This is a genomic window from Amycolatopsis sp. NPDC004079 (assembly GCF_040610415.1).
Lineage (GTDB): Bacteria > Actinomycetota > Actinomycetes > Mycobacteriales > Pseudonocardiaceae > Amycolatopsis > Amycolatopsis halotolerans.
In genome coordinates this window covers 48,228-68,038 of the sequence record NZ_JBEXMH010000054.1, presented here as the reverse complement: position 1 = coordinate 68,038, position 19,811 = coordinate 48,228, and the positions used below count along the sequence as shown (strand labels likewise).

The window sequence follows — 19,811 nt, the reverse complement described above, 5'->3', positions numbered from 1 at the left end:
GACGGCGGCCGAACGGGGCGTGCCCAGCGTGGTGCTCACCTTCGACCCGCACCTTGGGGGAATCAGATTCCCTCAAGGAGCCCTTCACGGACCAGCGTCAGCGCATCCGGATGACGACGGTGTTGGTCGCGCGGTCGAGCCAGTTGCGGCCGTCGGCGTTGCGCACCAGCGGCGGGAGCAGCAGCGCGGTGAGCACCATCCGCACCAGCGCGCGCCACGCGCCGACCATCGTCGCGCCGTCGAGGCGGGCCACCCGGATGCCCAGGATCGCCATGCCGGGGGTGAAGCCGAAGAACGTGACCGGGGCGACCGTGATGACCGCCCAGACCGCGCCCGCCCAGAGGTTGAACGTCTGCATCGCGGCGGCGTTCTGCAGGTCGTAGCGCACGAAGAGGGCCGTGATCAGGGACGCGAGCACCAGGTCGACGACCAGCGCGAGGAAGCGCGGGCCGCCGCCGGCCACCGCGCCGACGCCGGTTTCGGGCAGGCCCATCGACTCGCCGCGCCACTTCGGGGCCTCGCGCGGGCCCGCCGCGGTGGAGCCGTCGCCGGTGCCCGGCAGCCATTCGCCCGTCCATCTCGCCACCCGTCCAGGGTATGCCGGTGGCGCGGACCACATCCGGCCTGGTCGACTGGGCAGTGGCGGCGACCCGTTAACACCGGCGAAACATTCGGGTGACGGTCGGGCAACACCGCCCTCTTAGCGTGAGCCGAAGAGAGTACAGCCGCCGGTAACGAACGAGAAGGAGTCACCGAGGGTGCCCACTACTCCAGACGACATTCAGCGCCTCATCGCCGACGAGAAGGTCGAGTCGATCGACGTCAGGTTCTGCGACCTGCCGGGCGTCATGCAGCACTTCACGGTGCCGGCCAAGGCGTTCGACCTGGAGGCGTACGAAGAGGGCCTCGCCTTCGACGGCTCCTCGGTGCGCGGCTTCCAGTCGATCCACGAGTCCGACATGCTGCTGCTGCCGGACCCCGAGACGGCGCGGATCGACCCGTTCCGCAAGGCGAAGACGCTCTCGCTGAACTTCTTCGTGCACGACCCGTTCACCCGCGAGGCCTACAGCCGCGACCCGCGCAACATCGCGCGCAAGGCCGAGCAGTACATCGCGGAGTACGGCGTCGCCGACAACGTCTTCTTCGGTCCGGAGGCGGAGTTCTACATCTTCGACTCGGTCCGCTTCGAGGACGCCGAGCACCTGTCGTTCCACGAGATCGACTCGGTCGAGGGCTGGTGGAACACCGGCGCCGACCCCGAGGGCGGCAACCAGGGCTACAAGACGAAGTTCAAGGGCGGCTACTTCCCCGTCCCGCCGGTCGACCACTTCGCCGACCTGCGCGACGACATCGTCCGCACGCTGACGAACTCCGGCTTCGAGATCGAGCGCGCGCACCACGAGGTGGGCACCGCCGGCCAGACGGAGATCAACTACAAGTTCAACACGCTGCTGCACGCTGCCGACGACCTGCAGCTGTTCAAGTACATCGTGAAGAACACCGTGTTCGCCGCCGGCAAGACCGCGACGTTCATGCCGAAGCCGCTCGCCGGCGACAACGGCTCGGGCATGCACTGCCACCAGTCGCTGTGGAAGGACGGCCAGCCGCTGTTCCACGACGAGTCCGGCTACGCGGGCCTGTCCGACACGGCACGGCACTACATCGGCGGTCTGCTCAAGCACGCGCCGAGCCTGCTGGCCTTCACCAACCCGACGGTGAACTCGTACCACCGCCTGGTGCCGGGCTTCGAGGCGCCGGTTTCGCTGGTGTACTCGCAGCGCAACCGCTCCGCCTGCGTGCGCATCCCGATCACCGGCAACAACGCGAAGGCCAAGCGCGCCGAGTTCCGCTGCCCGGACTCGTCGGGCAACCCGTACCTGGCGTTCTCCGCGATGATGATGGCCGGGCTCGACGGCATCAAGAACAAGATCGAGCCGCCGGAGCCGATCGACAAGGACCTCTACGAGCTGCCGCCCGAGGAGGCCAAGAACGTCAAGCTGGTCCCGGGCGACCTGGGCACCGTGCTGGACACGCTGGAAGCCGACCACGACTACCTGCTCGAGGGCGGCGTCTTCACGCCCGATGTGATCGAGACGTGGGTCCAGTACAAGCGCGAGAACGAGATCGACCCGCTGCGGCTTCGCCCGCACCCGTACGAGTTCTCGCTGTACTACGACGTGTGATGCCACACCGGGGTTGAACTGGTAAAACGGCAGCGACAAGCGGCCGGTTCCGCCATCCGTGCGGGACCGGCCGCTTGTGTTTCCCGGTATCCAGGGCGCGCCGCGGAGAAGTCCGGCCTGCCGTTCCCCCGGTGACCGACGGTCCTAAGGTGCTTTCATGCCATTCCGCGCGGAGGAACGAGAGCCGGTTTTCTCGCCCGAGGAACTCGCCTCGGCGGCGCGGGGCTGTCCGGCGCTCGCCGAGGCGGCGAAGCTGGCGGAATGGGTCGGACCTGGTCGGCCGCTGACCGCTCGCGGAGTGCTCAAACCCGCCGCCGCCGTCGAGGCCTGCGACCTGCTCGGGATCGAACTGGCTACCCGCAAGCCCCGCAGCGCGCTGGACATCGATCAGCTGATGCTGGCGTGGTTCACCGCGGCGGCGGCCGGATTCGTCGAGGTGGAGCGTGGCCGGGCGGCCGCGGGCGCCGCGCTGGAGACCTGGGCCGAGGGGACCGCAGATGAGGTACTGGCGATCTGGACCCGGTGCACGCTGGAGTGTTTCGGGCTGGCCGGTGAGGCGGGCGATCCCGATGCGGAGCTCCTGGACGGGTTGGCCGTCCTGTACGAGCGGGGCGGCGCGATCTCGCTGGACGACCTGAGCGAGGACATCGCCAGCGGCCTCTCCGCCGGCACGCCGGGCTGCACTTGCCCGTCCTGCTCGTTGGCGACCGGCCTCCTCGACGACCTGGCAGGCGCGACGGAAGCCGGCGGCGAGATCGTCGAAGCCCTCGCCGAGTTCGGTGTCGCCGCACTGCACGGCGGCACCGCCGAGCTGACCTCGCTGGGGCGTTGGCTCACCGATTTCCTGTTTCGGCGGAACGCGCCGGCGGCCGGAGCCGATGCCGCCGCGCTGGTGGCTGCGGTGGCGGCGCTGCCGGACCGGATCGCCGCACTGATGGCCCGGCCCTGGCTGTCCGCCCGCGCGCCGGCCGAGGCCGCGGCCGAACTTATCTCGGCCGGCGAATCCGAGTCGGGGCAGCAGCGGCTCGCCGCACTGGCGCTGGCTCGCGAATGCGGCCCGGACGCGGCCGCCGCTTGGCGGGAGTGGGCGGGCGATGAAGGGTTCGGCTCCTACGCGCGGATCTGGCTGGCCGAGCAGGACGGCACGGAGCCGGCCGAGACCGACCTGGCGTGGACCGCCGCGGACGCACTCGCCGTCCTGCAGGACACGCTGGCTCCCGATCTGCCCCCGCAAGCGCTGTCCGGCCTGCTCCACGACCAGGCAGGCGCCGAGCTGGCCGAAATCCTGCCGCTGCTGGCCGGCACTGGCCATCCGGCGGCCGACCGGCTGGCCAAGCTCCTGCCGGTCCCTCCGATGGCCGGATTGCCCGGCGGTCCACCACTGGCACCGGACGCGCCCGCCGCGGTGCGCCCCGGCACTCGCTACCAGATCAAGGTCGCCCTGCGCGACGTGACGAACCCGCCGGTGTGGCGACGCCTGGAGGTGCCCGCCGATCTCGACCTCGGCCAGCTGCACGAAGTGATCCAGATCGCGATGGGCTGGGAGAACTGCCATCTGCACGCCTACTCCGCGGGTGGTGCCGAGTACGGAATTCCCGACCAGGGCCTCGGCCACGCCGACGAGCGGGCGGTGCGGCTGTCCCAGCTGCTGGCCGAGGCCGGCGACCGGCTGGACTACGCCTACGACTACGGCGACGGCTGGGAACACGACCTCACGCTGGAAGAAATCCTGCCTGCCGAAGCCGGAACGACCGGTGCGATCTGCACTGCCGGTGAAGGGGCGTGTCCGCCGGAGGACTGCGGCGGCCCGTACGGCTACCAGGAGCTGAAGGCGATTCTGGCCGATCCGGGCGACGACGAGCACGAGGGCATGCTCGGATGGCTCGGCTTGGCTTCGCCCGGCGACTTCGACCCGCACGCGTTTTCCGCCGAGGACGCCAATCGCCGGCTCGACCAGCTCACCGGACCTCGCCTGCGCATCGTGCGCTGACTCTGGTTCGTTCCCGCTCCGGGCACGAACGACTGTGGGAGAGGCAGTATCTCGCCGCGTTCCTCAGCTGTTTTCGGCGCGTGCCGCGACGAATGCGGCGACACAGCGGTCCAGGTCCTCGCGAGAGTGTTCAGACGAGATCTGCACCCGGATGCGGGCCTCCCCCACCGGCACCACCGGATAGCTGAACGCGGTCACGTACACGCCCGACCGCCGCATCCGCTCGGCCACGCGGACGGCCTCGCCCGCGTCGCCGAACATCACTGGCACGATTGGATGTTCGCCAGGCAGGAGAGGGAAGCCAGCTGCTGTCATCTGGTCGCGGAAGCAAGCGGTGTTGCGGTGGAGGGCCTCGCGGCGAGCAGGATCGGTTGCGAGGTCGAGAGCGGCGAGAGCGCCCGCGACGATGGCGGGTGGGAGGGCGTTCGAGAACAGGTAGGGACGGGAACGCTGTCGCAACAACTCCACGATTTCGGCGTGAGCGCTGACGTAGCCGCCGGAAGCACCACCGAGGGCTTTGCCCAGGGTGCCGGTGATGATGTCGACTCGATCCTGCGCGCCTAGCAACTCGGGGGTTCCGGCACCGGTCTCGCCGAGGATTCCGACTGCGTGTGAGTCGTCGACCATGACAAGGGCGTCATAACGGTCGGCTAGGTCGCAGATTTCTCGCAGTGGGGCGATGGAACCGTCCATGGAGAAGACGCCGTCGGTCACGATCAGGCGGCGGCGGGCTGGGGTCGACAGTTGGGTTTCCAGGTCGGCCAGAGTGCGGTAGCGGTGGCGGCGTGCTTTCGAAAGGCGGATGCCGTCGATGATCGAAGCGTGGTTGAGGGTGTGGGAGAGCACCACGTCTCGCTCGTCTAGCAATGCGGCGAATACGCCGCCGTTTGCGTCGAAGCAGGAGGAGTACAGGATCGTCGCGTCGGTGCTCAGCAAAGCTGACAAGCGATTCTCAAGGGCGGCGTGTTCGGTTTGGGTGCCGCAGATGAAGCGGACGCTTGCCATTCCGAAGCCGCGGGTTTCCAGGGCTTGTTTGGCGGCATCGATTACTGCGGGGTGGTCGGCCAGGCCTAGGTAGTTGTTGGCGCAGAAGTTCAGGACATCCCGTCCGTTGACGACAAGGCGTGTCGATTGTGGCGACGTGAGGTGGTGTTCGGTCTTGTATAGGTCCGCGGCGCGGAGGTCGTCTAGTGCGGCGCGCAGTTCGGGTTGGACGGACGTGTAGGTCATGCGCGGGGCCGGAATTGCTGGACCTCGCGGCGGCGGCCGTCCCAGCCGGTGTGGTGCAGCCAGTCTTCGAAGGTCATCAAGCGGGGGTGGAGGCGGCGCAGCAGGGGGAGGTCGCGGTCGTGCGCGGCGACGTCGTGTTGCTGGAAGAAGCCGAACATTCCGGCGTAGTCGTGGCCGACGTCGGGGATGCTCGTGCGGAGTTCGTCGAGGGGCAGGTCTTTGTAGCGGGCGGGGGTTCCGGTTACCCGCGAGAAAGTCTCGGCGATTTCGGTGCCGGTGAGGCTGTCTGCGGAGACGGACAGGTCGCGTGCGCCCCAGGATTGCCAGTGTTCCAGCATGTGCACCGCGAACCACGCGATGTCGGCCAAGGCGATCATGGGGTATCGGCCGGAGCCTAGCGGGAGGGTGAACACCGCGGCCTCGTCGTCGGCGGAGGGCGAGAGGCGGGATTGGAGGTTCTCGAAGTACGGCGAGGTCACGAGGATCGAGACGTGTTCGGTGTACCAGCCGTCCGGTTCGCGCCGCATCATTTCTTCCGAGCGGTGGAGTTGGATGTGTGCGGCGACGGCTGCCTTGGCCTCGTAGTGCGGCACGAAAACGCGTCCGTTGGTCAGGGTCGCGGCGCTGTCCAGCGACGACCACACGAATCGGTCGACACCGTGTTGCCTGGCTGCTTCGAGGATGTTCGTGCCTTGTGTGAACTCGGCGAGCGGGCTTTTGGTGGAGAAGAAGTCGGTGTTGCAGAAGACCTGGGACACGTCGTGCAGCGCGGACTCGATGCTTCTCGGGTCGCCTGCGTCGCCGCGGACCAGACGCACACGGTCGTGGGCCAAGGCTGCCGCGCGGGGTGAGTCTGGGTCGCGGGTGAGGACTGTGACCTCGTTGTCGGTGTCGGCGAGTAGACGCGCGGCGACTCGGCTGCCCATGGCTCCGGTGCCGCCGATGATGAGGGTGCGGGTCATGATGCGGCCTTCTCGGTGTCGAGCACGTGCTCGGCCAGCTCGTGGTGGGTGGCGATCCAGAGGTCGTCTCGGAGGAGGGCGATCTGCTGGAGCAGCTGGTCGAACTGGTCGGCGAACAGCGGGCGTCCGCCGACGTGTGCGTGGACGGTCAGGTTGAGGATGCCTGGTGTCGGCTGGCGGAGGAGGTAGTCGAGGAAGTCGACGTGGATGTCCCGGTACGCGCGCGGGCCCGCCATTATGCCGCGGACGTCGGTGAAGTCGCTGTGCATGAGGTACGCGAGGGGGCCCGCGGCGGTGGCGGCGACGTAGGGCAGGTCGCGGTCGCTGCGGTCGCCGGACCAGAGGTAGCCGGACGCGGCGAGGAGGGCGGGGGTGTGGCGGGATTCGGTGGCTCGCGGGCTGAGCCAGCCGGTCGGCCGGGAACCGGTGACCTGACGCAGGATGTCGGTGCAGCGCCTGATGTTTTCCGCCTCGGCGTCGGCGCTGAGCTGGCCGGGGATGATGTCCTGGGCGTAGGAATGCGCCGCGATCTCGTGTCCGGCGCCGTGCGCGGCCAGCACGGGTTCGGGATGCCGTTCCGCGAGCAGGCCGCTGACGCCGAAGGTGGCCGGCAGGTCGTGCCGGTCCAGGATTTCGAGCAGCCGCCACACTCCCGTCGTCGCCCCGTATTCGGCCCACGACATGCTGTGCCGGCACTCCACATCGGACAACGGCCACGCGGCGGCCATCGGCGCGTAGACCGGCCAATGGCCATCAGACCACGACTCGAGCGCGACGCAGATCTTCACCGCGACCTTCTTGCCGTCCGGCCAAGTCCGCACAGGTCCCATGGGCATTTTTCGCTTCTTTCCCTCGGAATACCGTCACGGTAGCCGCGGGCGGGCGATTCATTTAGCCTCGTGGGCGGAGAGGATTTATCCACACGATGCATAAGCCAGAAGTCACGCTCGATCGAATGCGCACGTTCGTCCGGGTCGCCGAAAGCGGCAGCTTCTCCGCTGTCGCCCGGGATCTCGGCGTCGGCCAGTCCACCGTCACGCGGCACGTGGGCGACCTGGAAGAGGCGCTCGGGGTGTCCGTGTTCAGCCGGACCACCAGGAGCATTTCGCTGACCGACGAGGGGCGCCGGTTTTACGACCGCGCGGTGGAGATCCTCCGCCTGGTCGAGCAGGCGCGCCACGAGGTCGAGGACGCCAAGGCGGGCGCGTCCGGGAAGGTGCGGATCTCGTGTTCGGCGTTCTTCGGGGTCATGCATCTGAGCAGGCTGATCTTCGACTTCCAGGACCGCTACCCGGAGATTCGCGTCGACTTCGTCCTCACCGACGAACGGTCCGACCTGATCCGCGACGGCGTGGATGTCGCGATCCAGATCGGACCTCAGCCGGACAGCGAACTGCGGCTGCGTCCGCTCGGGGTGGCGCATCAGATCCTGGTCGCTTCACCGGACTATCTCGCGCGGCGCGGGACGCCTGAGTCGCCGGAAGATCTGTCTTCGCATGATGTGATTCGGCGGACGAGTGTCGCGAAGAGCCATGAACTGACGCTCATCGACGAAGAGGGGGCGGCGCACGTCGCGGCCTTCGAGCCTCGGCTGCGCGTCGATCACGGGCTGGCTGCGCGGGAGGCGCTCGTCGCTGGGCGCGGGATTTCGCCGGTGCCGCGGTGGTTGGTTGACGATCTTCTTCGGGACGGGGTGTTGCAGGCGGTGTTGCCGGGGTACAGCTGTGCACCGTTGCCGTTGAATCTGCTCGTCGTTCCTGAACGGGCTGAGTTGGCTCGGGTTCGGCTTTTGCGGGACTTTCTCGCGGACGAGATCACCCGGGTTCCGGGAGTGGGGCCGTTGCTGCGGCAGTGAGCGAGTCAGCCTGAAGGCTTGTCCGCCCGAAGGATTGCCGAGTACAGCTTGTTCCCGACCTCGTGAGTACGCCGGACGTCCACGTTCACGAGGCCCGCGGAGTGAAGCAAGGCTCGGTAATCCTCGGCTGTGAGTGCCCCGCCGAGACATTCCTCGTCAGCGGCGGCTCGCTCCGCGTCGGTCAAGGTTTCCTCGGCGAGAAGGTCGGTCACGCCGAGGCGGCCTCCGGGACGCAGAACGCGCGCGATCCCCGCGAAAACAGCGGGTTTGTCCGGCGACAGGGCGATGACGCAGTTGGAGATCACGACGTCCACCGCGTTGTCCGGCAAGGGAATGGCCTCGATCGTGCCCTTGACGAACTCGACGTTCTCGAGCCCCGCCTGTGCGGCGTGCCGGCGGGCGAGGGCGAGCATGTCGTCGGTCATGTCGAGACCGATGGCGCGGCCTTCCGGCCCGACGCGACGGGCGGAAAGCAGTACGTCCAGGCCGCCGCCGGAGCCAAGGTCGAGGACAGTTTCGCCAGGCCTCAGATCGGCGACCGCGAGCGGGTTTCCGCAGCCCAGACTGGTGGCTGCCACCGCTTCGGGGACGCTTTCTTCGGTGTAGTGCACCGCGCCGAGTCGTTCGGCTCCGGACAGCAGGCCGGTGGCTTCGCCTGCCAGCGCTCGGCGTGCGGCATTGGCGTAGCGGTCAAGGATCGCGTCCTGGTCTGACGTCATCTCGGTACCTCGCAGGCGATGTCGGCGAACGGGACGGCAGCGCGGCCCATGACGACGTCGGCCGCGCTGGGGAAGCAGGACAAACACTGCTTGTTGACCTGGTACAACCGGGCGGTGCCGTGCGGTTGTACCAGGACGAATCGGGCCTCGGCCAGGATCTTCAAATGCGCCGAGACAGTCGATTGGCTCACGCTCACCTGCTCGACGATCTCGCCGACCGGCAGCGAACGGCCCGCGGAGGCGATCAGGTGCAGAATCTGGACGCGCGTCGGGTCCGCGAGCGCGCGGAACCATCCGGCATAGGTCTCCGCAGCGGCACGGTCCAGCACGGCACCCTCCTTCATCGTCCATCGACGATAGACGATGAAAGGGTCAGCTGACCAGTTCGGCGAGCAAAGCCCGGACCCGCCGGTCGATCTCGTCCCGGATAGGGCGGACCTGCTCGACCGGAAGGCCCGCCGGGTCGTCGAGCTTCCAGTCGAGGTAACGCTTGCCGGGGAACACGGGACAAGCGTCGCCGCAGCCCATGGTGATCACGACGTCGGCCGAGCGCACGCCCTCGGCGGTCAGGGGCTGGGGAAATTCGCGGGACAGGTCGATGCCGAGTTCGGCCATCACCGCGACCGCGGCGGGATTGACCGTGTCGGCAGGCGCGGATCCGGCAGAGCGGACGACCACCTTGCCGCGCGCGTGATGATGCAGCAGCCCGGCCGCCATTTGCGAGCGTCCGGCGTTGTGGACGCAGACGAAGAGCACTTCAGGGGTGGTCATGGCGAAACCTCCACGGGCGCGGCAGCGAAGCGGCGTCGAAGCGCGAGAGACACGTATACCAGTGCGACCAGGACCGGGACTTCGATGAGCGGCCCGACGACTCCGGCGAGCGCTTGTCCGCTCGTGGCGCCGAAAGTGGCGATCGCGACGGCGATGGCGAGTTCGAAGTTGTTGCCCGCCGCGGTGAACGCCAGCGTCGTGGTTCGTTCGTACGACAGGCCGACCGCCTTGCCGAGCGCGTAGGAACCCGCCCACATGAGTCCGAAGTAGACCAGCAGCGGCAGCGCGATCCGGGCGACGTCGAGCGGGCGGCTGGTGATCTGGTCGCCTTGCAACGCGAACAGGACGACGATGGTGAACAGCAGCCCGTACAGCGCGACCGGGCCGACCTTCGGCAGGAACCGGGATTCGTACCAGGCTCGTCCCTTCGCGCGCTCCCCCAGCCGACGGGACAGGTACCCGGCGAGCAGCGGAATGCCCAGGAACACCAGCACGCTCTTGGCGATTTGCCACGCGGAAACGCTCAAACCGGCTTGCGGCAGGCCGAGCCAGCCGGGCAGCACGGCGAGGTAGAACCAGCCGAGGACGCCGAACATGACGACCTGGAACATCGAGTTCAGCGCGACCAGCACGGCGGCGGCTTCCCGGTCGCCGCAGGCGAGGTCGTTCCAGATGATCACCATCGCGATGCACCGGGCAAGGCCGACGATGATCAGCCCGGTCCGGTATTCCGGCAGGTCGGGCAGCAGGAGCCAGGCCAGCGCGAACATCAGCGCCGGGCCGATCAGCCAGTTCAGCACCAGCGACGGCCACAGCAGCCGCCGGTCGCCGGTCACGCCGCCGAGCCGGTCGTAGCGGACTTTCGCCAGCACCGGGTACATCATCACGAGCAGCCCGAGCGCGATCGGCAACGAGATCCCGTCGACCCGCACCGCGTTCAGGACCTCGCCCAAGCCGGGAATCCACCGGCCCGCCAGCAACCCGGCCAGCATCGCGACGGCGATCCACACCGGCAGGAATCGGTCCAAAGTGGACAGTTTGCCGACGACGCCCGCTTCCGCCGTCATGCCAGCGCCTCCGCGCCGCCCGGGACCAGCACGGCCGAGAGCCGGGCCAGCACTTCGGGGTGAACCCGGTAGTAGACCCAGGTGCCGCGCCGTTCCCCGGTGATCAGGCCGGATTCGCGCAGCACCTTCAGGTGGTGGGAAATCGTCGGGCCGGTCAGGTCGAACGCGTCGGTCAAGTCGCACACGCACGCCTCCCCGCCGGCGTGGGACGCGATCAGCGACAGCAGCCGCAGCCGCACCGGGTCGGACATCGCCTTGAACAGTTTCGACAGCTCCGCGGCCTGGTCGGCCGTCAGCGGCTCGCGCGCCAACGGGGAGCAGCACGCGTCCATCGCGACCAGCGGCAGTTGCTTCGACATTCGTCTATCTTGACAGATCTCTACATAGACAGCAATCTAGGTCCCATCCTGTTTCGACAGACATCTATTCAAGGAGGACGGATGGCCCGCGTTCAGCTCGCGCTTCGCGTCGGAGACCTGGCAGGTTCGATCGACTTCTACTCGAAGCTCTTCGGCGTCGAACCCGCCAAACTCCGGCCCGGCTATGCCAACTTCGCCGTCACCGAACCCGCGCTCAAGCTCGTGCTCCTGGAGGGCGAGCCTGGACAGGACACCGTTTTGGACCATCTCGGCGTCGAGGTCGAGTCGACGGACGACGTCAACGAGGCCAGCAAGCGCCTCACCGGGGAGGGCCTGGAGACTCTGACCGAGGACAACACCACCTGTTGCTACGCGGTGCAGGACAAGGTGTGGGTGCACGGGCCGGGCCGGGAGCCTTGGGAGGTTTACACCGTCAAGGCGGATTCGCCGGCGTTCGGCTCCGACAGTGCCGCCAAGCCCGACGGTTGTTGCGCCTGAACGAACGCCTTCGCCGGCGTTTCGGGGCCGGGCACGGCACCGAAGCCGACGGACCCCCTACCCTGCCCACGTGCTCGCCTTGGACCGGTTCGACCTCGACCGGATCGCGGAGGCTTTGCAGGACCAGAGCGCCTGCGAACTCCGCCGCCTCGTCGAGCCTCGAACGGGCGTCATGCGGCTGAGCGGCAAAGCACTGGTCAGCCAGGAAGCCGCGGACCGCTTCATTGCCGAAAACCCCGACCCCGACCTGCGACAAGGACGCTGAGACCGCGATGCGCATGTACTTCGAACCCGAGGACTCCGAAGCGTTCGAGGCGGCCAAGGACCTGCTGATCCGGCGCTGCACGGCTTGGGCCGAGCACGAAGACCTCGATCCGCTGGCGTTGGGGTCGGCACTGAATTTCCGGCACTGCAGCATCGACGGGCGGCTGGGGTACTGGACCGCCGGCCTGGTCGAAGAATTTCTGCTGTCGTACGCGCCCCGGGCGCTGTCAGTCCCCCTTGAGGAGGCGGGCCACGTCCCGGAAAACCTGCGGCTGTTCCTGCGCTATGTGCACGCGACCGGGCTGGCCGACCCTGCCGGAGACCCGCTCGCGGATCTCGACGCGGCCATCACGAAAGCCGGAGCCGGTTTCGCCGCCGCGATGGCCGACGAGCTCAACTTCGGCGTGGCCAAGTTCTGGGTGATGACCGCGTTCCGGCACGGAGTCGATCCCGCGGACGACGTGGCGATGGAACGTTTTCTCGACAAGGTCCGGGCGGGCGAGGTCGGCTACAACGCCGAAGTGCTCGAAAAAATCACGGCGCGGCACCTCCTCGATGGAGGCGGCTTGCCAGAGCGGGCCGTGCCTCAGCTTCCGGTGTCGCTTCCGCCGGACGCCGAACTCGCCGCGGCCGCCGAGCGGACGCCGGTCGTCGCCCGGTTGCGCGCACTGGTCGAATGGGTCGGCGACGGCCGGGCGCTGACCTCGAAAGGCAACCTCAAACTGGCCGATGCCCGCGAGCTGGTGGAGCTGCTGGGCACCGGCGACCGGATCGATCCGCAGATCGGCGACCACACCTACCGGACCCAGAGCAGCGAGGATCTTCCGGTCCTGGCCGGTCTGGTCGAGCTGGCGAAAGAGATCCGCGTCCTCCGCGTGGTCAAGGGCAAGCTGGTGCGAGTCGCGAAGAACGCGAAGCTGCTTCGGGACAGCCTCGCCCTCTGGACCGCGGCGTTCGGCAGCCTGCCCTCCCCCGAACTCGTCACGCGCGGGAACCACTGGGCACCTGAGTACACCGTCATCTTCGGCGACATCATCGACGTGGTGCTGCCCGACATTCTCAACACCCTCTACGGCTTTCCCGAGCCGATGCCGGTGGTCCGGCTCGAGGAAACCGTTTGGCTGTCCTTCCTCGAAACCATCTGGTACGCGGACCTGGACGAGACGACCGAGGCGGAGTGGCGGCACGGAGTCGGCGCCGACCTGCGCCGGGTGTTCGCCACACTCGCGGAGTTCGGCGCGGTCACGCTCGCGACCGGTGTGCCCGACCCGATTTTCCGTGCCGATCTCGGCCCGGACGGGCCCGCCGGGTTCCCTCCGGACACCGATGCCCGCCTGCGGACCGCGCTGTCCTCCGGAGCCACTGAGCTGGTGACGCTGACCCCGTTGGCGGCCAGGGCGGTCCGCGTCGGCCTGATCGCCGCCGGCCGCCACGCACCGCTGGTCGGGGAGCTGTCGGACGCCGAACCCGCCGGATTGCTAGGCACGCTCTCCGAGCACTACACCCCGGAGGCCGCGAAAGCGGAGCTGGCCGGATGGCTAGCCGTCCACGGCGGGCGGGAACACGGGCTGCCGCTGCTGCTGGACGCTATCCGCCGCTCCCCGTTCCGCACGCGTGCGCGGGCGATGCTCGACGTGCTCGTTCAGGGTGTTCCCGACGGTGCCGCGGTGCTTCGGAAGCTGCGTCACGACCCGCTGCTCGGACCGATCGCGGTGCAGCTCCTCATCGACGACGGCGAGTTCACGATGGAGGAACTCGGCGAGGGGGAAGCCCTGCGCGGCATCGCCGAGCACTTCATTCACCTGCTCGAGGCCGGTGGCCTCGACGCGGTCTCGGACGCACTCGCCGCGATCCCTCCCGACGAGGCCCGCGGTCTGACCGCGAACCTGCTCGCCTCCGGCCATCCGGACGAGGCGGGCCTGGCTGAACTGCGGGAGGTATTCACGCGGCGGCGACCTGGGCACGCGACCGTGCATCCGCTGGCCGGAATTTCCCGGTCCCCGAAGAAAGCCCGCAAGAAGCGGCGGCATTGAGCCTGCGCTCGCAAGCTGCCCGGCCTGATTCGCCCGGACCGGCCGCCGGAGTTCCCGCCTCCGCACCCCACCGCGGCCTTCTACTTCGGCCGGTGCCATGGCTCCGACGAGAGCGGCATGTCCTCGCCGACTTGGCGATCCGGAGCGGCGACACCTCTTGCCACCAGCCGACCGGCGCCGTTATGTTAATGAGAAATCACTTCTTCCGAGACTGTCGACACGGGGCGGCGAGCAGCCCCTGGCCGGTGATGGGATGGCAACGACGCCTACCAGAGAGGCAGACAAGTACATGGAGAATCTCAGCAGAAGGAAGGTGCTGACCCTCGGCGCGGCGTTGGGCATCGCGGGCATGGCGGGCACCACCGGCACTGCGTGGGCGTGGTCGGGCAAGGGGTCGATCGCCGGGAGCGGGACGGGGGCCGATCCGTTCCAGGTCTGGGACGACACGGCGGACGCGGTGGCCAGGGCATTGCTGGCCGAGGGCAGGATTCCCGCGGTCAATACGGCTTGGCAGAGCTGGATCGACAACAACGCGCCGTTGCCTGCTGGCATGCCGGACTATGTGGTCGCGTATCTGCGGCAGGTCAACAAGCTTCCGTCGTGGGCGGATCCGGCCAAGCTTGCTGCGTCGGAGAAGCTTTATACCCGGCTGAGCAGTTATCTGTTCGTCTCGGAGACTCTTGGCAGCGGGATCATGAGCACCGTCATTCCGCGGGAGGCGCGGGCGGTTTACTGGTCGGCTGGCGGCGCGGACATGAAACAGCGGGCGGCCAAGACGTTCACCTTCGGGTACGACCTGCATAATTCCAAAGCTTGGGCACCGGACGGGCATTTCGTCGTTACAGCTAACAAGACGCGGCTGGTGCACGCTGTCGTGCGGAATTTGCTGCCCACGTCCGCGAAATACCAGGACGGAGCTGATCAGCCTAAGCCGATCAGCAATGGCGACATTTTGCGGACGTTCCATTCAGTAGCGACGTTCGCGCGCAGCAACATGCTCAAGTGGAACATCGCGTTGTCGACGGCGGAGCAGGACGCGGATTTGCACGCTTGGCAGGTCGCGCTGCACCTGCTTGGCGTCCAGGAGCAGTTCATCCCGCAGACTTGGGCGGACGCGGAAGCGCAGGCACAGCAGATGTTGTGGCCGGTGCTCGGGCCGACGGACGAAGGGGTCAGCCTGGCGAAGACGTTGCTCGGGTATATCGAGAAGCCGACGCTCGGGCTTGATTCCGGGTTCGTCAATGAACTGGTGCGGTATCTCCTCAACGACCAGATGGGCGATTGGCTCGGGCTCCCCCGGGATTACGCGCAGGCGGCACTGATCCGGATCGAGTGGCCGGCGTATGTCGCGTTCAGGGAGGGGGCGTCCAAGATCATGCCGGGCAGTTTCTCCCTCTTCGATCAGTTCGTGCGCGGCATTTCGATGCTGTACCTCAACAACGGGACGTCGCCGACACAGACGCCGATCACGCTTCCCACGGCGAATCGGCCGGGTGCTTAGAGTCCCAGCGCACTCAGCAGAAAACCGGTGACGGCGGCGCGGTGGTCGGGGGTGTCCTCCCACCGCAGCCGCCGGCCGGTTTCGACTACCGCGCCGAAGCCCGCGTGCACCAGCACGCGGGCTTGGTGTGCGTCCAGATCCGGGCGGGCCAGGCGAAGTTGTTGTTCCCACACAGCGATGTGCTCGCGTTGGGCGAGGTTCAGCGGGCGTTGCAACGCGGCGGGCAGGCCGCCTAACTCGGCGGCGGCGACGTTGGTCAGGGCGGTGTGTTCGAAGCTGTAGGCCACGTAGGTCGCGGCTAGTACGGGCAGGGCTTCCGCGCCGGTGGTGCCGTGGAGGTTTTGTTCTACGGCTTGCGACAGGAGCCCGGCGGCTTGCAGGCAGGCGGCTGCCAGGATTTCGGCTTTGTTGGGGAAATGGCGGTAGAGGGCGGAAGGAACCAGCCCTACGGCCTCGGCGATTCGGGCGTTGGTGACGGTGGCGAATCCGTCGCGCTCGAACAGCGGGACGGCGGCGGCGAGGATCTGCGCGCGCCGGGTTCGCGGGACGGGCTGAGTGGGCAGCGCGACCGAAGGCGCGGGCGCGGTGGTCGTTGCGGTGGCCAGGCGCAGGGCGGATTCGGTCAGCAGGTTCTCGGCGCGGTGGTGGGCGATCGACGTGTGGTGCATGGTGATCGAACCGATCGCGCCGAGTGCCGCTACGGCACGGAGGTCCGCGTCCGGCGACGGTTGCACCACGTCCGTCACGCGCGCGACGACCTGGGCGAATTTGGCGCTCAGGACGCGACGGTCCGCTCGGTCGAGATAGCGGGCCTCCCAGCGGTACAGGCCGCCGGACTCGCGGTGCGCGACCGTTACGTGGGCCAACGGACGGAGGACTTCGTCCGCGGGGGCGTCGGCCGGGACTGTGCCCAGGGCGGCGACCAGTCGGTCTGCCATGACGTTGGCGCATTCGGTGAACAGGGCGTACTTGTTCGGGAAGTGCCGGTACAGCGCCGCCGCGGTGATTCCGACGGCGGCGGCGATCTCTTCCATGGACGCCGCGTGGTAGCCGCGTTCGCTGAAGGCCCGGCCCGCCGCTTCGACGATGAGCTGCTTGCGATTGCGCGGACGAGTGGCCGCAGCCGGTTCGGAGGTCACTGGAGACCCCGAGCGCCCGGATGCGGAAGTACGGCCATGCCAGCCAGTCAATCACGAGACGGGCGGGTCTTCACGCGGGGCGCGGGGTCATCGTCCGGCTCCCTGTTCGAGGTTCCGGCGGATTCGGTCCCGGGCCGCGGAGTCTCCGGTTCCCGGGTCGGTGCTGCGGATTTCGTGGCGGAGACCGTCGGCCATGACGAAACGGGGGTGGTGCAAGGTCGCTAAAGACTCGGTTGGGTCGCCGTCCACCGCGATGATGTCTGCGCGGAGGCCGGGTGCAAGGCGACCGGTTACGTCCGCCAAACCGCAGACGCGGGCGGCCACTGAAGTGGCGCTGGCGATTGCTTGCCGGGGAGTCATTCCGGCTTCGGCGAAGGTGTCCAGGCAGTCGGCGTAGCGTTCAAAGTGGACTAACGGGATTCCGGCGTCGGTTCCGGCGACAATGGTGGCACCCAAGGAAATCAGCGCGCGGAGGTTGCCGACGACAGCGTCGCGTTCGTCCCACGGGCACATGTAATCCGCTGCGGTGCAAGCGGTGTTCATGGTCGGGCTGACGGCGACGCCGCGCGCGACGATCATCTCGGCGATCCGGGGATCGAATTCGGTGCCAGTACGGGTGACCCAGCCGCAGTGCTCGATGCAGTCGACACCGGCGAGTACGGCTCGTTCGATGCCTTCGACGCCGAGAGCGTGCGTCGTGACCGGCAACCCGTGAGAGTGCGCCTCAGCCACCAAGGCGGTTAGCTCGTCCACGGTGTAGCGCGCTTCCGACGGATGGCTGCCAGGGGTCATGAAGCCGCCGGTGGTCATGACTTTGATCAGGTCTACGCCGTCGTCGAAGTGTTGTTTGACCAAAGCGCGGACCTGGTCGACGCCGTCCGCGACGCCGCCCATCGACGCGGCGTGGCCGCCGGTGACGGTGATCGGCGCGTTCGCGGCGAGCATTCGCGGGGTGGCTTCCGGTGTGGTGGCGAGGAAATCTCGTACGCGGGTGCCCAGGGTGCCGGGTGCGCCCAGATCGCGGGCGGTGGTGACTCCTGCGTCCAGCAATCGTTGTGCGTTGGCGATCATCCGGCGGCTCAGTGCATCGTCGTCGGCGGACATTTCCAGGGTGACCTCGCCAGAACCTGGGTCCTGGCAGAGGTGGACGTGACAGTCGATCAAGCCGGGCAGCAGGGTGACGTCGCCGAGATCGGTGACGTCGCCGGAGGGGGCGGAATTCCTTGGTCCGGCATAGGTGAGCACGCCGTCCGAGACGGCCACGGCGGCGTCGTGGATCAGCGGGGCGGACGCGTCGGTCAGCAGTCGTGCGGCGGTGAAAATCATGCCTGCCTCCGCGGAGATGCGTTGAGCTGCCATTAGCCACAGTGAACAGTCAGCACTTCCACTGCGCAAGTCTCTCTTGCGTCCACCCGATCGTCGTCATTGACGCGGCACAGTTCATCGCTCACACTGATGCCCATTCATCCAGGCTGAACACAGCGACGTGGGTAGCTGAGGAGCGATCAATGGCCCGACCGAGAAAACGCCGCTGGCACTGGCTTCTGCTCGTCGTCCCGTTCGCGTGGTGCGTCGCGGCGATTCCCCTGGTCAACCGGATCGACTACGTCTTCGGCTCGATCCCGTTCCTGCTGGTGTGGATGACCGCGGGCGTGCTGATCGGTTCCGGTGCGATCGGTCTCGTCTACGCGATCGACCGCCGCCGCGGCGAATTGGACCGGGTGTAGCGATGGCACTGGCGCTCGCTCTCCTGATCGCGGTCGGCTCGATCGTCTGGGGCACCGTCGCCGCCGCGCGCGGGCGGGCGATGAATCTGCAGGAATGGTCCGTCGGCGGACGCCGGTTCGGCACCTGGCTGTTCTGGTTCCTGCTGGTCGGCGAAACGTTCACCACCTTCGCGCTGCTCGGCGCCTCGCAAGGCGTGTTCAGCAACGGCGCGCCCGGGTTCTACGTGCTCGGCACAGTCGTGCTGACCGCGGCGGTCGGCTATTGGGTGGTGCCCAAGATCTGGCGCGCGGGCAAGCGGCACGGCCTGGTCACCATGGCCGACTACTTCACCGCCCGCTTCGAAGCCCGCTGGTTCGGCGGCCTGGTCGCCGCGTTCGGCATCGTCGCGTTGCTGCTGTACGCCCAGGTCCAGCTGACCGGGCTGAGCCTGATCCTGGCGAGCCTGTTCGGCAGCGAGGTCCCGTCGCTGGTCTACGTCATCGCCGGCGGCGTGCTGGTCGCGGGGTTCGTGCTGGTCGGCGGGATGCGCGGCGCCGCGTTCACCGCCATCGTCAAGGACGTGCTGCTGATCGCGATCCTGCTCGTGGTCGCGATCGGCGCGGCGAACGCGGCCGGGGTGAGCGGTCCCATGGGCGTGTTCGACGCGATGAAACAAGCGCATCCGAGCGGCGCGACGCTGCCCGGGCTGCACGGGTCGACCGCGACGACCACCTGGTGGTGGATGAGCTTCCTGCTGCTCACGCCGCTCGGCTCGTTCGCGCTGCCGCACATGTTCCAGGTGTCCTACAGCGCGAAGGACGTCGCGACGATCCGCCGCAATCAGGTGGTCCAGCCGCTGTACTCGCTGTTCTACGTCCTGATCGTGATGATCGCGCTCGCCGCGGTGCTCGCGCTGCCGAAGCTGACCGACAAGCAGGCCAACGCGTCGCTGCTGATTTTCGTGCGCGAGAAGTATCCGGAATGGGTCATCGGGCTGCTCGGCGGCGCGGGCATTCTCGTCGCGCTCGTGCCGACCGCGGTGCTGGTGCTCGCGGCCAGCAGTCTGTTCACCCGCAATGTGCTCGGGGCGCGCTCGAAGAAATGGGCTTCGTCGCTGACTGCGATGCGCGTGGGCGTTCTCGTTTTCACTGCGCTTTCCGTACTTCTTGTCGCACACAGCAACGAAAAACTGTTGAGCATCATGACAAACGTGTACAGCGCCGTCGGGCAACTCGCCCCCGCGCTGTTCCTCTCGATGCTGTGGCGACGGGTCACCGCGCCAGGGCTCGCGGCAGGCGCGTTGTGCGGCGGGCTGATCGTCGGCGTGCCCGCGCTGGGTTCGCTCGTCGCGCCCACGATGCCGCCCGGAACCGTCGTCGGATTGCCCGCGCTCGTCGTCAACCTGATCGTGACGGTGGCGGTCAGCCTGGTGACCCGGCCGCCGTCGAAGACCGCGATCGAGGTCGGCGCGGGGGACCGCCCAGCGGGACCCGCCGAGGCCGGTGACCTGCGCCGGAGCGCCGTTCGATGATA

20 protein-coding genes are annotated in these 19,811 nt (G+C 68.0%); 9 read left to right on the top strand and 11 right to left on the bottom strand.

Annotation, left to right across the window (positions count from 1 at the left end; genetic code table 11):
* Nucleotides 1-97: 97 nt before the first annotated feature.
* Entirely contained in the window at nt 98-586 is a 489-nt protein-coding gene (locus ABZX37_RS37765; protein ID WP_354747916.1) for an RDD family protein, read from the bottom strand.
* 172 nt (nt 587-758) lie between these two features.
* On the opposite strand from ABZX37_RS37765, the gene glnA reads away from it, so the two are divergent.
* Together glnA and ABZX37_RS37755 are read left to right on the top strand one after the other, a co-directional pair.
* Entirely contained in the window at nt 759-2,183 is a 1,425-nt protein-coding gene (glnA, locus tag ABZX37_RS37760; RefSeq protein ID WP_354747914.1) for a type I glutamate--ammonia ligase, read from the top strand.
* A 157-nt stretch (nt 2,184-2,340) separates the two neighbouring features.
* Nucleotides 2,341-4,173, top strand: coding sequence for a plasmid pRiA4b ORF-3 family protein (locus tag ABZX37_RS37755; protein ID WP_354747913.1), 1,833 nt, complete (start codon nt 2,341-2,343; stop codon nt 4,171-4,173).
* A 63-nt stretch (nt 4,174-4,236) separates the two neighbouring features.
* On the opposite strand, the gene ABZX37_RS37750 is transcribed toward ABZX37_RS37755, so the two are convergent.
* From ABZX37_RS37750 to ABZX37_RS37740, 3 genes are read right to left on the bottom strand one after another with little or no spacing between them, the layout of a single operon-like run.
* Nucleotides 4,237-5,403: a glycine C-acetyltransferase gene (locus tag ABZX37_RS37750; protein ID WP_354747911.1), complete on the bottom strand. Its 1,167-nt coding sequence runs from the start codon at nt 5,401-5,403 to the stop codon at nt 4,237-4,239.
* The gene (locus tag ABZX37_RS37745) at nt 5,400-6,365 is read right to left on the bottom strand and encodes an NmrA/HSCARG family protein (protein WP_354747909.1); all 966 of its coding nucleotides are present in this window, start codon (nt 6,363-6,365) and stop codon (nt 5,400-5,402) included. The genes ABZX37_RS37750 and ABZX37_RS37745 overlap by 4 nt, the downstream gene beginning before the upstream one ends.
* On the bottom strand, nt 6,362-7,201 hold the full coding sequence (locus tag ABZX37_RS37740) for a polysaccharide deacetylase family protein (protein WP_354747907.1): 840 nt from the start codon (nt 7,199-7,201) through the stop codon (nt 6,362-6,364). The genes ABZX37_RS37745 and ABZX37_RS37740 overlap by 4 nt, the downstream gene beginning before the upstream one ends.
* 119 nt (nt 7,202-7,320) lie before the next feature.
* On the opposite strand from ABZX37_RS37740, the gene ABZX37_RS37735 reads away from it, so the two are divergent.
* On the top strand, nt 7,321-8,220 hold the full coding sequence (locus ABZX37_RS37735) for a LysR family transcriptional regulator (protein ID WP_354747905.1): 900 nt from the start codon (nt 7,321-7,323) through the stop codon (nt 8,218-8,220).
* Between the two features lie 5 nt (nt 8,221-8,225).
* Here the strand turns inward: ABZX37_RS37735 and ABZX37_RS37730 are convergent, their stop codons facing one another.
* The 5 genes from ABZX37_RS37730 to ABZX37_RS37710 are packed head-to-tail and all read right to left on the bottom strand — an operon-like array spanning nt 8,226 to nt 11,136.
* Entirely contained in the window at nt 8,226-8,939 is a 714-nt protein-coding gene (locus ABZX37_RS37730) for a methyltransferase domain-containing protein (protein ID WP_354747903.1), read from the bottom strand.
* Complete coding sequence (locus ABZX37_RS37725) at nt 8,936-9,268, bottom strand: metalloregulator ArsR/SmtB family transcription factor (protein ID WP_354747901.1); 333 nt, start codon at nt 9,266-9,268, stop codon at nt 8,936-8,938. Before ABZX37_RS37725 ends, ABZX37_RS37730 begins: the two co-directional genes overlap by 4 nt.
* Before the next feature lie 43 nt (nt 9,269-9,311).
* A complete protein-coding gene (locus ABZX37_RS37720) occupies nt 9,312-9,710 on the bottom strand; it encodes an arsenate reductase ArsC (protein ID WP_354747899.1) in 399 nt (132 codons plus the stop codon).
* The gene (arsB, locus tag ABZX37_RS37715; RefSeq protein WP_354747897.1) at nt 9,707-10,777 is read right to left on the bottom strand and encodes an ACR3 family arsenite efflux transporter; all 1,071 of its coding nucleotides are present in this window, start codon (nt 10,775-10,777) and stop codon (nt 9,707-9,709) included. Before arsB ends, ABZX37_RS37720 begins: the two co-directional genes overlap by 4 nt.
* Nucleotides 10,774-11,136 carry a metalloregulator ArsR/SmtB family transcription factor gene (locus ABZX37_RS37710; protein ID WP_354747895.1) on the bottom strand — a complete coding sequence of 121 codons (363 nt, stop codon included), beginning with the start codon at nt 11,134-11,136 and terminating at the stop codon, nt 10,774-10,776. The genes arsB and ABZX37_RS37710 overlap by 4 nt, the downstream gene beginning before the upstream one ends.
* Nucleotides 11,137-11,217: 81 nt before the next feature.
* Between ABZX37_RS37710 and ABZX37_RS37705 the strand changes: the two genes are divergently transcribed.
* From ABZX37_RS37705 to ABZX37_RS37690, 4 genes are all read left to right on the top strand, one after another.
* Entirely contained in the window at nt 11,218-11,634 is a 417-nt protein-coding gene (locus ABZX37_RS37705) for an ArsI/CadI family heavy metal resistance metalloenzyme (RefSeq protein WP_354747893.1), read from the top strand.
* Between the two features lie 70 nt (nt 11,635-11,704).
* Nucleotides 11,705-11,899 carry a hypothetical protein gene (locus tag ABZX37_RS37700; protein WP_354747892.1) on the top strand — a complete coding sequence of 65 codons (195 nt, stop codon included), beginning with the start codon at nt 11,705-11,707 and terminating at the stop codon, nt 11,897-11,899.
* Between the two features lie 7 nt (nt 11,900-11,906).
* The gene (locus ABZX37_RS37695) at nt 11,907-13,931 is read left to right on the top strand and encodes a hypothetical protein (protein ID WP_354747890.1); all 2,025 of its coding nucleotides are present in this window, start codon (nt 11,907-11,909) and stop codon (nt 13,929-13,931) included.
* A 289-nt stretch (nt 13,932-14,220) separates the two neighbouring features.
* The gene (locus ABZX37_RS37690) at nt 14,221-15,432 is read left to right on the top strand and encodes an oxygenase MpaB family protein (protein WP_354747888.1); all 1,212 of its coding nucleotides are present in this window, start codon (nt 14,221-14,223) and stop codon (nt 15,430-15,432) included.
* Here ABZX37_RS37690 and ABZX37_RS37685 read toward each other — a convergent pair.
* Both ABZX37_RS37685 and ABZX37_RS37680 read right to left on the bottom strand, forming a co-directional pair.
* Nucleotides 15,429-16,571 carry a TetR/AcrR family transcriptional regulator gene (locus tag ABZX37_RS37685; protein WP_354747886.1) on the bottom strand — a complete coding sequence of 381 codons (1,143 nt, stop codon included), beginning with the start codon at nt 16,569-16,571 and terminating at the stop codon, nt 15,429-15,431. The two genes, ABZX37_RS37690 and ABZX37_RS37685, sit on opposite strands and share 4 nt — an antisense overlap.
* Nucleotides 16,572-16,658: 87 nt before the next feature.
* The gene (locus ABZX37_RS37680; RefSeq protein WP_354747884.1) at nt 16,659-17,930 is read right to left on the bottom strand and encodes an amidohydrolase family protein; all 1,272 of its coding nucleotides are present in this window, start codon (nt 17,928-17,930) and stop codon (nt 16,659-16,661) included.
* A gap of 149 nt (nt 17,931-18,079) precedes the next feature.
* On the opposite strand from ABZX37_RS37680, the gene ABZX37_RS37675 reads away from it, so the two are divergent.
* The gene (locus ABZX37_RS37675) at nt 18,080-18,298 is read left to right on the top strand and encodes a DUF3311 domain-containing protein (RefSeq protein WP_354747882.1); all 219 of its coding nucleotides are present in this window, start codon (nt 18,080-18,082) and stop codon (nt 18,296-18,298) included.
* A 2-nt stretch (nt 18,299-18,300) separates the two neighbouring features.
* Complete coding sequence (locus tag ABZX37_RS37670; RefSeq protein WP_354747880.1) at nt 18,301-19,809, top strand: sodium:solute symporter family protein; 1,509 nt, start codon at nt 18,301-18,303, stop codon at nt 19,807-19,809.
* The last annotated feature ends 2 nt before the right edge of the window (nt 19,810-19,811 follow it).